The 15025-nt window shown below is 35.6% G+C and carries 11 protein-coding genes; 8 read left to right on the top strand and 3 right to left on the bottom strand.

Features of this window, described 5'->3' with window-relative positions; all coding sequences use genetic code 11:
* The first annotated feature begins 323 nt into the window (after positions 1-323).
* Positions 324-1094: a hypothetical protein gene (locus HMPREF2811_RS05620; RefSeq protein WP_071408472.1), complete on the top strand. Its 771-nt coding sequence runs from the start codon at positions 324-326 to the stop codon at positions 1092-1094.
* 311 nt (positions 1095-1405) lie between these two features.
* On the opposite strand, the gene HMPREF2811_RS05615 is transcribed toward HMPREF2811_RS05620, so the two are convergent.
* Positions 1406-2461 (bottom strand): hypothetical protein, encoded by a 1056-nt coding sequence (locus HMPREF2811_RS05615; protein WP_084801974.1) that lies wholly within the window; start codon positions 2459-2461, stop codon positions 1406-1408.
* Positions 2462-2682: 221 nt separating this feature from the next.
* Here HMPREF2811_RS05615 and HMPREF2811_RS05610 point away from each other — a divergent pair, with 221 nt between their 5' ends.
* The 7 genes from HMPREF2811_RS05610 to HMPREF2811_RS05580 all read left to right on the top strand — a co-directional run bounded on the left by HMPREF2811_RS05610 (position 2683) and on the right by HMPREF2811_RS05580 (position 12058).
* A complete protein-coding gene (locus HMPREF2811_RS05610) occupies positions 2683-3327 on the top strand; it encodes a helix-hairpin-helix domain-containing protein (protein ID WP_084801972.1) in 645 nt (214 codons plus the stop codon).
* Between the two features lie 20 nt (positions 3328-3347).
* Positions 3348-5570, top strand: coding sequence for a ComEC/Rec2 family competence protein (locus HMPREF2811_RS05605; protein WP_071408471.1), 2223 nt, complete (start codon positions 3348-3350; stop codon positions 5568-5570).
* 465 nt (positions 5571-6035) lie between these two features.
* A complete protein-coding gene (locus tag HMPREF2811_RS05600; protein WP_071408470.1) occupies positions 6036-7754 on the top strand; it encodes a septation ring formation regulator EzrA in 1719 nt (572 codons plus the stop codon).
* A gap of 86 nt (positions 7755-7840) precedes the next feature.
* Positions 7841-8974: a cysteine desulfurase family protein gene (locus HMPREF2811_RS05595; protein ID WP_071408469.1), complete on the top strand. Its 1134-nt coding sequence runs from the start codon at positions 7841-7843 to the stop codon at positions 8972-8974.
* 240 nt (positions 8975-9214) lie between these two features.
* Complete coding sequence (gene thiI / locus HMPREF2811_RS05590) at positions 9215-10426, top strand: tRNA uracil 4-sulfurtransferase ThiI (RefSeq protein ID WP_071408468.1); 1212 nt, start codon at positions 9215-9217, stop codon at positions 10424-10426.
* A 136-nt stretch (positions 10427-10562) separates the two neighbouring features.
* On the top strand, positions 10563-11063 hold the full coding sequence (locus tag HMPREF2811_RS05585) for a redoxin family protein (RefSeq protein WP_071408467.1): 501 nt from the start codon (positions 10563-10565) through the stop codon (positions 11061-11063).
* A 254-nt stretch (positions 11064-11317) separates the two neighbouring features.
* Positions 11318-12058, top strand: coding sequence for an NAD-dependent protein deacylase (locus tag HMPREF2811_RS05580; protein WP_071408466.1), 741 nt, complete (start codon positions 11318-11320; stop codon positions 12056-12058).
* Positions 12059-12523: 465 nt separating this feature from the next.
* On the opposite strand, the gene HMPREF2811_RS05575 is transcribed toward HMPREF2811_RS05580, so the two are convergent.
* Positions 12524-13762 carry a glutamate-5-semialdehyde dehydrogenase gene (locus tag HMPREF2811_RS05575; protein WP_071408465.1) on the bottom strand — a complete coding sequence of 413 codons (1239 nt, stop codon included), beginning with the start codon at positions 13760-13762 and terminating at the stop codon, positions 12524-12526.
* 11 nt (positions 13763-13773) lie between these two features.
* On the bottom strand, positions 13774-14853 hold the full coding sequence (gene proB / locus HMPREF2811_RS05570; RefSeq protein ID WP_071408464.1) for a glutamate 5-kinase: 1080 nt from the start codon (positions 14851-14853) through the stop codon (positions 13774-13776).
* Positions 14854-15025: the final 172 nt, after the last annotated feature.

Genomic DNA, 15025 nt, shown 5'->3' with positions numbered 1-15025 from the left:
CGACGAAGCGAAAATTATTCAATTTTCTACTTTTGGTCTAATCCGATGTTGGTTTAATAAACTTAAAAACTGTATAATATAAATTAAGTTGCTTGTACTATCATGATAAGTTTATCGGCTCTTTGTCAAAGTGTGTGGGTGAACAGAAATGACTTTGTTCGTTCACCTCAAAAAGTATAGAGCCAAGTTATCGCTCCAGTACAGGCAACTTTTTATTGATTAAATCGAGTAGCAGCGATGGATTGTTTAATTTGTAATCGAATAGTAATAGACTTTCAATAACACTTTGATACAATTTAAGAAAGCATCAAGGAGGCATTTGAATGAATAAAATAATTTCTAATTTAATAAAACTTTTATTTATTATATTCGTTTGGGGCTTCCTATTTTGGAACAATCGACAACCAATTCATGAGATTGTGAGTCAGGCAGACCGTTCAGCAGTTGATAAGGGACTTCAAATTACTCGACAAATTTTAGGGGCTAACCAGCAAGAAATTTCTAATCAATCAACCGGTAAAAAAATTGGTACTGAAAATGCTACTTCAAAATCACCTAGGACACTTGATGAAGCGGTGTTAACATCCGTAAATTATTTATACGCACAGGAAGTAGCTCAACAATTTAATCAACAACTGGATATAGACAGTCTTAATGAGCATTTTACAACTTTAATTAATCAAACACGCGCTGCTAATAATTGGACATTATTATCGGTAGGTTATCATTTAGCAACCGGTGTTGACCAAAGAATTAACGAATTAGCAGACTATCATTATTTAGGTGCTCAAACAATTGATAATCAAGACTTTCGTAGCCTATTTGAAATTGAGCATGCAAGTAGTCGATTAGGCGAGAATCTTTATGAATTATATATTGCTGCTGATGATATCCATCTTTCAACCTGGCTAAAACCAGAAATCTTAGCTGATTATTTGTATAGAGCTTTTGAAACTTCAACATATGCTGACCTATATCAAAATTTTAATAGTCAATACATTAAGGTCGTTGCTTCGCCAACGGATTTTAGAGTTGATGATACTGCCTATGTTCGTTTAGTAGTGGTCTTAGTGATGGATACACAAATAGAATAAATAGCGAATTAATAATTATCTTTTGGATGTTATGAGAATAGGGAGTAGGCAAGCAGTAGAAAATCAATCGATTCTCTACTGTTCGCCAACTCTCTTTTTTTCGTATGCAATGGTCGTTGAAAGTTATTCAATCTATGAGATGCTTCCTATATGAAGGTATAAAAAAATGAGTGATAATTTCCGGTCAAATACCGAATTTTATCACTCAATTATGCTGTTTGATTAAGAGTAGGGTGACACAGTGAAAATTATTTCATTACGATATCTTAGTCACGCTCTTATCTCCTGGCAAAGATTATTTGATTAATCCATTATTTTTCAGCAACTTCTACAATGGCTTGTAAGTAGTTAGCCGTATCAGCTAAAGTAGCACCTGAAACAACATCAGATACATTCCCGTCTTCACCTAAAGCCGCAACTTCATCAATGCCAGCTTTTAATTCTTCGATCGTTTTACCATTAGCATAAGCTGCAACCGCGTTTAAGTTATCTAAATAGCTGACAGTAGAACCAGCTTTTTCAGCCATTAATTTAGAATAGCCTTCATTGTTAGCAATCTTAGAAATTAAGACTGAACCTTCCGCAATTCCTTTTCCAAATTCAGCATCTGAGTTTGGTACACCTGTAAAGTTGCCACCAGCTTCAACGATTTGGAATTCGTCAATGGCAGAAGCAACAATTTTATCACCATCTACTGCAGCACATACTAAAGCAAATGATTTAGTGCCGTGAGGTGCCGCAATTTCTTGTTTTAATACTAAATTATCAGCATTAGCCTCAACTCCTGCAAATTCATGACCTTCAGTGATTGCTTCAGCAATTGCTTTTAAGTAGCCTGATGTATCCGCTAAGGTAGCTCCAGAAACAACATCAGATACATTCCCATCTTCACCTAATCCGTCAACTTCTTCTACTAAAGCTAAGATTTCATCAGCAGTTTTTCCTTTAGCAGCTTCAATAATCGCTTTAAAGTTTTCGCCGATTGTGACAGTAGAGCCTGCTTTTTCAGCCATTAATTTAGAGTAACCTTCATCGTTGTCTAATTTACCTACTAATACTTGACCTTCAGCATAGCCAGCACCAAAATCAGCATCTGAGTTTGGAACAGCTGTAAAGCCACCATCTTTAGCTACGAATTGGAATTCATCGATTACAGCATCGACTAATTTGTCACCTTGTAATAAAACAGTTACAGCAGTGAAGGCTTTGTCTCCGTGGGCGGCAGTATAGTAACGACGCATTGTGACAGCTTCTTCTTGAGCTTGAACAATAGCAATATCACCAGTAAATTGTGTCGCTACTGGAACAGCTACAGTAGCAGCTGATAACACTAATAAACTAGATAAAACGATTTTTGATAATTTCATGTGAAATTCCTCCTAAACTTGATAGCTAAATTATAGCATAGGGCTAATTTAATGTGAAGCCTTTCATAGATAATTTTTATAATAAAATGAAAAATATTTCACAAAATTTAATAAATAGTGTATTCGCGAAAGTTTACGTATTTATAGATAATAATGAGTTAATCATAACTTGCCGTGAAGGATTATGTTAAGAAATAATCTATTAGCTAAGGGGGAGAGATGTGAATAAAATTATCGATATTTTCAAAGAAAACAAAGTGATGCTTGTGATATTTATTTTAGGTATCGTTTATTTTCTGTTTCAAAATCAACCAGAAACTGTATCGTTTTTATCAGAAAGCGGAGAGACGATAACGGATGAGACTCTCTTAACCATGTCGACTACTGACACAACGGAAATAACAACCCAAGAAATGATTATTTATGTAGATGTTAAAGGTGAGGTTAGAAATCCGGGTGTTTATCAATTATCAAATGGTGCGAGGGTCATGGATGCGATTGAGTCTGCCGGAGGGTTAACCAATGAAGCCGATGAAGACCAATTGAATTTAGCTTTATTACTTAGTGATCAAATGGTGATAGTGGTGCCAAACATAAATCAAACCTTGGTAGAAGAGTTTTCGATGGTCAATCATTTTGCTAATGAAATAGATGAAGATCCTCATAATGAATTAAAAATTAATATTAATGTTGCGGATGTAGCCGAATTGACTTTACTGCCTGGTATTGGTGAAAAAAAGGCTCAGGCAATTATCGACTATCGTGAGGAATATGGTTCTTATCAAACAATTGAAGACTTAATGAATGTTAGTGGCATTGGTCAAAAAACTTTTGATAAGTTATCAAGTATGATTTCGGTACAATAATGATACAAAGGATAATCAAGATGAAATATTTAAACAATCAATGGATTTTCCTGGCTATTATGGCATATATTGTTCAAAATTTTTGGTTAACACAACATTGGGGATGGGGATTACTAGGGGTTGCTTTTTTTATCCGCTGTCTGTTTTTAACAAAAATAGTGAAACAATTTGTTTTCATCGTTATTGTAATCAGTAGTGTAGTCACCTTTAGAAGCCGAACGCAACCTCTAGTATCGCAAGAGGAAAATATTTATTTATTGCAAATAGACCCGATATACTTAAATGGCGATGAAGAATATATAACGGGACGAGCCAAATTATGGTCACAAGGAGAATGGTTAACTATCAATGTTAAAGGGAGTCAATTATCAACACTTCATCAATTGGATCAAGTGACCTTATTGGAAGTAAAAGGGCGTTTAACGATACCAGAAGGTGCTAGAAATTTTGGTGGCTTCAATTATCGAAAATATTTACAATCACAAAACATTGATTATCAAATTGAAATTAAAACAATTGAAAGAGCTCAAGCGATTAAAAATTTATGTAGTTATTTTCTAAATTGGCGATGGCGATTGTTAAATCATTTTCAAAAATTAGATCATATTCGTTTGTTCAGTCTTTATAATCGCTTAATTTGGAATTTAACATCCACTCAATATAAGACGCACCGTGAACGCTTAATAGAATTTGGCATCATTCATTTTTTTGCTATTTCGGGTTTTCATGTCACTTTAATAAAAAACAATATCGATTATTTATTACGACGTTTGGGAATCATTAATGAGGTAGGGAGTCTGATAATAGATGGATTGTTAATTGGCTATACCTTTTTAACCTGTTTTCCAGTTGGGGTAGTAAGAAGCGTTGGGAGTCACTTTCTGAAAAAATATGGGTCACTCTCTCGATTGGATAATTTAAGTTTGTTGGTTTTGGCTTTTCTCTGGTTCAATCCTAGAATTGTGTTATCCACGGGCTTTCAATTAAGTTTCTTAATCTCGTATATTTTGATTTTTTTTGAAAAAATTCCGAAACCCTTACCTTTTTCGCAATCCATCCAATTAGCCATCATCTGTACGCTATTTACTTGGCCCATCACGATGCGACAAAATTATTATTGGTATCCTCTCCAATTAATTTGGGGTCTGATTATTGGCAAAGTGTTTGATTGGGGCATTTTTCCATTAGCTGTATTATTAACGCTCCTATCTTTTTCGCCAAAAGGACAGCTACTCGTTCAGAATTTGGATTTTCTACTTGAACCGATTGAATTATTCCAACCGAAAATATTAGTCGGTCATTATTCTTGGGTTTTAGTCATCGTATTGATGGCAGTTGCAGGTAGATGGTTGGTAGATTGGCAACAAGCGTGGAAATTCACCATTATCAGCTATATAGGATTGATTTTAATAAGTGGAAGATGTCATTTTGAGCGGATAATAGTATTAGATGTTGGACAAGGCGATGCTGTTTTATACCAAGCTGCCTTTTCTAATCAAGGCTGGTTAATCGATGTCGGAGGTAAAGTTTCTTGGAATCGTGATGCAAATGATTCCAAAAATCAGCCAGAAGAAAATTTTGCCAAGAAAACCATTTTGCCTGCTTTAGCTGCTTTAGGCGTTCGGCAATTAGAAGGGATTGTCATTACCCATCCTGATGCAGACCACTTTGCTAATTTGCCGTCAATTATCAAAACCATCCCTGTGAAAGAAATCGTTATTTCCAATATAGGATTCAAACATCAAAACTGGCAACAAGTAATGGCACCTTATCAGAATCAGCTGCCATTAACTATTTTAGATGCGTCCGGTTGGCAGACGATTATCCCTCATACTTTATGGGGATGGTATGACACCAATGCGCCAAGGGATGATTTAAACGAAAGTTCAATTGTTACCTTGCTAAAATTATCGAATCGTTCATTCTTAAATATGGGAGATTTAGGAAAAAATGGTGAGCAGAAATTATTAATGACAACACCTAATTTGGATATCAATCTGTTAAAAGTTGGCCATCACGGCAGCAATACTAGTACTAGTAAACAACTAATTGAGCAAACAACACCAGAAATGGCGCTTATTTCTGTAGGGAAAAACAATCGTTATGGACATCCTCATCAAGAAGTCACGATGCTTTTACAACAAGAACAAATCCCTTATCTAACGACTGCAGACAATGGAGCCATTGAAATAATGGTTATTCCCTTTAAAGGCATTAACATTCGACATGCATTATCCCCATAAATAATTTTTTCATTTTATCTAATTAGCTAATCATTACCTAACTTAAAGAGTAGAAAACTACCAATATACCTATTTTTACGAAGCATGCAAGAGACTTTCTGAAGCCCTTAGTGGCTTGGGATAAATATGAAAAGAATCGATTAACAAACAACGACTGAAGTTAAGTAAAGTGATGTCTCAGTTCTATTCGCTGATATTAGTTAACAATTGAGAAGAGTTTTAACTGTATGTTTATAGATTGTGAGCAGATATGCTTTCTAGTCATTAAGAGTAATACTGGATTGGCGAAGTTTTGAATACGCTTTAATAAGACAGTATCATTTACCGTTAATAAACTAGTAAAATTATAGAAAGGAATGCTTTTAATTCAATGGCTTAAATGATATAATCTAATAGATAGACTGTACATTTATAGAAAAGTAATGATAGAAATGTATTTTTGAAGGATTAGAGGAGCGAACGACATTGAGATTTACGGATATATTATTTATAATCGTCATTCTGGTGTTAGTTGGGTATGGGGTTTTCTTTTATATGAAGAGCCAACTAACAAAGGATATTAATGAATTAGAAAAAAGAAAAGATCGCGTAATGGAAGTTTCAATACCTGACCAATTATTTACGTTAAAAAATATGGAATTATCGGGTCAAACAAAACGCCAATACGAAAATTTAGTCGCAAATTGGCAAACCATTACCAATTACCAATTTACTGAGATTGAAGCGGCACTCGTCGGTGCTGAACAATTTGCAGATCAAATGAACATTGTAAAATCTAAAAAGGTTTTAGAAGATGCTCGCGAAATGTTAGACGAAACCGAAGCGCAAGTGGACGATTTGAGCGAAGCATTAAAAGAGCTATTAAGCGTTGATGAACAAAACCGTGAAGAAATTGAAGCGTTACTAGAACGCTACAATACAGCACGTAAAAGTGTGATGAATCATAGTTTCGATTATGGTCCTGCCATTGAAACTTTAGAGAAAAATTTACAGTATTTAGAATTAAATTTCACTAAATACAATGAATTAACAGCTTCGGGTGATCATTTAGAAGCGAAAGAAATGCTCGCTGTCATTGAATCGGATTTATCAAGTTTGGAAGAAATTTTAGAAAAAATTCCAGCGATGTATAACCAAATTAAGAATAAATACGAAGATTCAATTGAAGATTTACGCGATGGTTATCAAAAGATGGTTGAAAGTCACTTTAAATTTGGTGATATTAATATTCCTGAAGAAATTGATGCTGTTCAAGAATTACTTGATGAAGCTAAAATTAAAATTAAAAATGCAGACTTAGTTGAAGCAAGAACGCAAATGGATAAATCTGAACGTGAAATTAACTCGTTATATGAATTGATGGAAAGTGAAATTGCTTCAAAAGAATATGTTAATAAGAATATTAACCAATTAGGCACGCAATTAGACCAAGTTTCTGAAAATAACCGTTATGCCGGCATTGAAGTCGATCGTATTTCTCAAAGTTATATTTTACATAATAATGAATTAGATCAAGTATCAGAATTAACGGAACAAATTCGCAATGAGTATCAACGATTCAATGATATTGTTGGACAAATTAATGATCATACAGTGATTTATACTAAGGTTGATTCTGACATTAAGAAAATCAAGAAACGCGTTGAAGAAATTGATGAAAAACAAAATAAGTTAGTCCAAGGTTTATCGGATATGAATCATAAAGAAAAAGAAACGAAACAAAATTTAGATCTTTATGAAATGGATTTACGTAATTATAAACGTAGAATTGAAAAGCATCACTTACCTGGATTAAATGATAATTACTATACCTTATTCTTTAAAGTAACCGATCAAATTGAAGAGTTAGCGAAACTACTTAATAAAGTACGAATCGACATGTTTGAAATTGAAACTTTAGAAGCAAGATTAGTCGAAAACTTAAATAAATTAGAAGAGTTAACGGAACAAACGATTGATAATGCCATGTTAACGGAATACATGATTCAACATAGTAATCGATTCCGATATGATTATCCTGAAGTGGATGATGCCATTAGAGAAGCACAATATTTATTCCACCAAGATTTCCGTTATGGTGATAGTTTAGCAGTGATTGAAAAAGCTTTACGCCGAGTAGATCAAGATGCACCAACGCAAGTTCGTCGTATGTATCATAAAGAAAAACAAAGTCGGATTTATTAATGATTTGAAACGATTAGATAAGTACTGATTAAGTACCGTCTAATCGTTTTTAAATCGCACAGACATCAAATGAAGGAAGGTTATGAATGTTATATTTTGATAATAGTGCAACCACAATGCCTGATCAAACGGTATTAGACACCTATTTACATGTATCAAGGGAATATTTTGCGAATCCATCAAGTATACATGAATTAGGCGTTAAATCAAAAAAATTATTAGAACAAGCACGCGCACAAGTAGCTGAAATCTTACAAGTCAAAACGAATGAAGTTTATTTTACTTCTAGTGGGACTGAAGCCAACAACTGGGTATTACAAGCGGTAGTACGAGAATTGAGTAAGCATCGGCCCAACGCAAAACGGATTTTGATTTCAGCCATAGAACATCCCTCGGCATATGAGCAAATCAATTTCCTTTTGTCTGAAAATTATATGGTTGAACGAATCAACGTTAACCCACAAGGGGAAATGAATCTAGAAGCATTAAAAGAGCAGTTGGATTCCGATGTCCTATTAATATCAACAATGGCAGTGAACAATGAAGTAGGCACGGTTCAACCTTTGAAGCAAATTGCTGAACTATTGGCAGAATTTCCGCAAATCATTTGGCATGTTGATGCTGTGCAAGCTGTTACTACCCAATTATCTCTGTTACATAATTCGCGCATCGATGCCATGACTTTATCGGGACATAAATTTCATGCTGGACGAGGTACTGGGATTTTAACCTTAAAACAGAAAGTTAACACACAGCCCTTTATTTATGGCGGGGGTCAAGAAAAAGGATTACGCAGTAGTACTGAAAATTTAGCTAGTATTGTAGCGACCGCAAAGGCATTACGTCTCGCAAGTACCAAACAAGAAGCAGTGAAGCAAAACCTGGCTAAATTCCGTCAATCATTAATCGAAGCATTTAAAGCACAAAATTGGCAAGTGTTTGCCGAAGAATCGGCAAGTGAACATATTCTATGTGTGGCCTATCCGTCGATTCCTGGCGAGGTGTTAGTGCATGCATTTGAAACGGAAGGCGTTATGATTTCGACTACGAGTGCCTGTTCAAGTCGCAAGCATCAAGTGCATTCGACACTAAAAGCGATGGGGGTTCCTGATAACATTTCTGAATCGGCAGTACGTCTGAGTATGTCGAGTTTGACTACCAGCACGCAGGTAAATGAACTCATTAAAATTATTGAAAAAGTCACTGCTAAATTTGCTTAAAAAGATATAAAGGATCGATTAACGGTTGAAAATAATGTTAGTATGATCTCATGGTACTGGAATAGTTTCAGCTTAATCAATTTAATACAGAAAAGAATCTCGACTTAGCCTCTTCAAAAAGTTAACGAATGTTAACTTAGTCGATTCAAAGCTGAAAATAATCTCAGTATGGCTGATTCAACTCGAAAATATATAGTTAAGTCGCTTCAAATAGTAATAAATTATTAATAAGGAGTTAGTATGTATCAATTAGTTATTCATTATGGCGAATTATCCACTAAAGGTCGTAATCGAAAGTCTTTTCAACAACGATTAGCCGAACATATTCGTCTTCAAACCAAACATTTAGAAAATATTAAAATTACTGTCAATCATGATTTTATGCATTTATTATGGGAACACACGCCTGTGACAGAAATTGTTGAAATATTAAAGACAATACCGGGGATTTCTAGATTTGAGCCGGTTCATCGGGTGGAAAAAGACCTTGAACAAATTAAAAGCAAAGCACTGGAATTATTCGAAGAATTAACGATTAAGCAAGGGGATACGTTCCGTGTCGTAGCGAAACGCTCTGACAAATCATTCCAGTATGATACGATGAGTTTACAACGCGAAGTAGGGTATGTGATTGGTGAGCGCTACCCGGAAATGGGCGTCGATTTACGTCGTCCGACCCACACATTATCGATTGGTATCCATCAAAATACCGGAGCTAACTTGAGTTTAGTCTCTTATCAAGGATTGGGTGGTTTACCATATGGATCAAGTGGTAAAGGGTTATTAATGTTGTCAGGCGGTTTTGATTCACCAATTGCTGGATATCAAATGATTAAACGTGGATTGGAAGTTGAAGCTGTTCATTTTAGTAGTCCGCCTTATACAAGTCCTCAGGCCTTGGATAAGACCAAACGTCTGACTTCAGTTTTAGCGAAGTATGCTAAACCTATTCATTTCATTAATGTTCCTTTTACCAAAATACAAGAAGCAATTAAAGAAACTGTTCCCGATGAATATTCAATGACCGTCATGCGTCGGATGATGATGCGTATTATGGATCAACTGTTAATTGAACGTCAGGCAGAAGCTATTGTAACGGGTGAATCTTTAGGGCAGGTAGCGAGTCAAACCTTGACGAGTATGAATGTCATTAATTCGGTGACACATTCTCCAGTTTTAAGACCGTTAATTGCAGTTGATAAAAATGAAATCATTGAGTTAGCTGAAAAAGTAGGTACTTATGATATTAGCAATGAACCTTATGAAGATTGCTGTACGGTTTTTGCACCTTCTTCGCCAAAGACCAAGCCACGTCAAGGGAAAATTGAGCTTTTAGAAGAAACTTTAGATATTCAAGCATTAGTTCAAGAGGCAGTACAAAACATAGAAATTGAAGTGATCGATGCACACTATATTACGAGTCAACAAGCTGAATTTGAAGGTTTATTATAAACATCAGTTTGGTAAGTGATAACTCGCTTTTCGTTATTGGACATCAAATCAATCAACAACCGCAAGCACATCCTTTGTGTAATGGCGGTTGTTTTTTGTATAATTAAATTAACAACAAAGAAAGAAGGTACACAACATGGAAATTAAAGTGAACGGAGAACCATTAGTAATTGAAGGTAAACAAGTTGAAGTGGGTGATTTAGCACCTAATGCGACATTGGTTAATCGAAAAGGTGAAACAGTCCAACTGAAAGATTTATTATCGGACAAAGTGACCATTTTAAGTGTGGTTCCTAATATTTTAACTCGCACTTGTGAGTTACAAACCAAACGTTTATCTGATGAAACAAAATCAGGTGATATTCAATATTTAACGGTTTCACGCAATACACCACAAGAATTTAATACTTGGAATCAAGAAAATGAATTAGATGTTGATACCTTAACTGATGAATCAGGTGAATTCGGCCGTGCTTATGGATTAGACATTAATTTAGACGGCAATGATTTATTAGCACGTACCGTATATGTTGTCGATCAAAATGGTGTCATTCAATATCGTGAAATTGTCGAAGAATTAACCGAAGAACCTACTTATAAGCAACCATTACAAGTTGCAAAAAATGCTTTAAAATAAGCCAAAATCGTTAACTATTTTTGGTATAATTGAATATAGATAGAGAATAGCGTGGTTACGAAGTAGAAGTAAGCTGATTTTTGCTTCTTATGACCACATTACACCGTTTGAATAGCGCTTCAACATGATTGAGTATTGACTGTTTGATGCTATTTGAACGCTGTGTTATTCCATCAAGATAAGTGACTGGAAAGAAATGAGGGTGATCGCATTTCTGCCCAGTTCTTTTTAATAATAATGAAAGGGTGGGTAGGTTGGCAGATTTAACAGAGTTTAAACAGTTAATAGAAGAGAGTCAGCGGATTGTATTTTTTAGTGGAGCAGGAGTATCAACCAATAGTGGTATTCCCGATTTTCGTTCAGCACAAGGCCTTTATGTAGAAGATCAAGGTTATCAATTTTCTCCTGAACAAATCATTTCTCGTTCTTTCTTTAATCAATATCCAAAAATATTTTTTGAATTTTATTTTGATAAACTAGTCTATCGTGAAGCAAAACCTAATGTTGCCCATCATTTTGCAAGATGGTTAGAAACAAAAGGGAAAGAGGTGGCAGTCGTCACGCAAAATATTGATGGATTGCATCAAAAAGCGGGCAGTCAAGAGGTATATGAATTACATGGCAGTGTCGCACGTAATTACTGTATGGAATGCCATCGCTACTATCATTTAGATGAATTAGTTCTTAATAAAGATGGGATTCCAAGATGTGAGAGTTGTCATGGGATGGTGAAGCCAGATGTTGTATTATATGAAGAACCATTAGATCAACAAGTGATGAATGATGCGGTTCATAAGATTCATCAAGCTGATTTAATGATTATTGCCGGTACTTCATTGGTGGTCTATCCGGCAGCTGGTTTGGTAAACTACTTCAATGGACGTAAAATTGTCGTTATTAATAAAACAGCCGTACCACTGCATCGTTCTGATGTGTTAACCATTCAAGAAGAGATGGGAGCTATTTTCAGCGAAGTGATGGAGATGGATGCTTAATAGCAATTGATGGTTAGGTTGCTTTTTGATTCCATAAGGATAATGCAGCTTCAAGTATAACGTTGTCAGAATAAGCGCCACATGGTAATGCGTTATGATAAAAACTTTAACGTGTATTTTTTTATTATTACTAGTTCAAAGTCCAACGGGTTATGATAAAAAGTCCAACTCACGAAGTTTTATAATAACTAGTTCAAAGTCCAACTCACGAAGTTTTATGACAACTAATTCAAAATCCAACAGGATATGATAAAATGCACCAAATTAAAGCAATCAACAACATAAAAATAAACCTGTTCCAAGCTCTTTTTGTGTTCAGTTTTTATCCCAACATAAACGATTAACATAATAATAAATAAAGCCCCAACATTAACCAAGTCACTATTGATGTCTTAAAGCTAATTTTCGGATTTGAGCAAGACATCGTGACGATTGGTTTGTGTTAGGGTTTTTGTTTTGGATTGGTTAACGAATCGTATGATTACCTTTCAAGATATATTTATAACTGGTCAATTCTCTTAAGCCCATTGGGCCACGCGCGTGCATTTTTTGAGTGGAAATACCAATTTCACAACCAAGCCCAAACTCGCCACCATCGGTAAAGCGGGTGGAAGCATTGACGTAAATCGATGAACTATCGACTTGTTCGGTGAATTTCATAATGGCAACTGGATCATCACTCAAAATACTTTCGCTATGTCCCGTCGAGTGTTGATTGATGTGCTCAATGGCTTCATCAATAGAATCGACAACCTTGATAGCCATAATATAATCTAAAAATTCAGTCGCAAAATCATCGTCATTAGCTAATGTCGCTTGAGGTAAATAAGGTAGTGCGCGCTGATCTGCACGTAATTCAACACGGTCTTGGAAAGTAGTCGCTAATTGAGTCAGCAATTCTTCAGCAATGGCTTGATGTACTAATAAGACTTCAGCTGAATTACAAACCGAAGGGCGACTGGTTTTAGCGTTGTCAACTACCTTTATGGCTAGAGTAATATCGGTAGTTTGATCGACATAAATATGGCAAATTCCGGTACCTGTTTCGATGACCGGAACAGTTGCTTCTTGCATCACAGTTTGAATTAACCCGGCGCCACCACGTGGGATTAGTAAATCAATGTAGCCTTTCGCTTTCATCATTTCTTTTGAACTGGCTCTAGTCGTATCTTCAATTAATTGGACTATATCAGGATTTAATCCTGCTTGTTTAATCCCTTCTCTTAAGGCATCACAGATTGCTTTTGAACTACGATAAGCTTCTTTACCGCCGCGAAGGACAACGGCATTGCCACTTTTAACCGCTAAGGCAGCGACATCAACTGTTACATTTGGACGACTTTCATAAATCATACCTAAAACGCCAAATGGAACCGAGCGTTTGGTGAGTTCCAGGCCGTTTTCCAAGGTTCTTTCCTCTAAGACTCTTCCGACAGGATCTTTTAATGTTTTTACCGCTAAAATACCGGCGGCCATGTCTTCAATACGTGCTTCGTTCAGCATTAAGCGGTCAAGCATAATATCAGCAATTTGACCTTTAGCTTGTGCTAAATCCTCAGCATTCGCTGCTAAAATGTTGGGGGTTGCTTTTAATAATTCTGCTGCCATTGCGGTTAAGACTTCATTTTTTTGAACAGTATTGGCAAAATTGATCGAAGCTTTCACTTCTTTTGCGGTTTGTAAAATGGTTTGCGTAGTTTTCATTTTAAGACCTCCTAATTAATGGTGACCCAATCATCGCGATGAATCACAATGTCATTATTTTGTTTGGTAGATAATTTATCTTTAATTTCACGATGAGAAAAACGCGTCTGACCTTTGCCGATTAGATGTTGACCGTCCAAGCTATAAACGGAAATAATATCTCCCGCTTGAAAAGAATCCTGAACTTTTGTAATCCCGGTTAATAATAAACTACTTCCGGTATGGAGCATCGCATATTCAGCACCAACATCAATATTAATACTGCCAGTGGTACGTGCATAAAAGGATAACCATTGTTTCTTTTGAGCCATAATATCTTCATTCGCAATAAAAAGCGTTCCTTTATTGGATTGAGTGGCTGCTTCTACGATGGCATTCGGATTGGCTGATGAACAGATAAAAACGGGTGTACCCGCTTTAGTTGCTAAACTAGCGGCAATCAGTTTAGTTGTCATGCCACCTGTTCCATTATTGGTGCCTGCGTCGCCAGCCATTTCAAATAATTCAGGGGTAATCTCGTTAATGCGTTCGAAAAATGTTGCTTGTGGATTTTTCACTGGATTATCGGAATAGAGGCCATCGACATCGGTTAAGAGCACTAATAAATCAGCTTTTAGTAAAGAAGCGACTTGAGCAGAAAGCGTGTCATTGTCACCTACTTTAATTTCTTCTACAGCGATGGTGTCATTTTCATTGATGATGGGTATTACTTGGTTAGAAATTAAAACTTGTAAAGCATTAGCGGCATTACGATAACGTCTTTGATCAGCAAAGTCATCTTGAGTCAGTAAAACTTGTGCACTGACAATTTGATGCTTTAATAAATATTTAGTATATTCTTCAATTAATAAGCCTTGTCCAACAGCGGCGCTAGCTTGTTTTTCTGCAATACGAGTAGGTCGTTTTGAAAAACCTAATCTTCTAAAACCAGCCGCAATGGAGCCGGAAGTCACTAATACCAACTGATAACCTTGTTGATGTAAGGTAGCTAATTGGTCTGTTATATTAATTATTTTTTGGATATCGATACTGCCATCTGGTTGTGTTAATGAGGAAGTACCTACTTTATAAACGATTAAAGGTTGTTTCATATCAATGGCTCCTTTTCTTATTATTCTTAACTTAACCCATTTTAAAGATAATTACAATATTTTATCTCACTTTTAATGAAATCGGAGTAACATAGAGGCCTTGTCAATCGCTAGACTAATGACAAAGAAATGTCTTGGTAAGTGGATTAATGAAATAGGATGGCGCTATAAC

It is taken from the genome of Globicatella sp. HMSC072A10 (genome assembly GCF_001811625.1).
In the GTDB taxonomy this organism is placed as follows: Bacteria; Bacillota; Bacilli; order Lactobacillales; family Aerococcaceae; genus Globicatella; species Globicatella sanguinis.
Note: the sequence above shows the minus strand (reverse complement) of the source record. Positions and strands in the feature narration are given on the sequence as shown.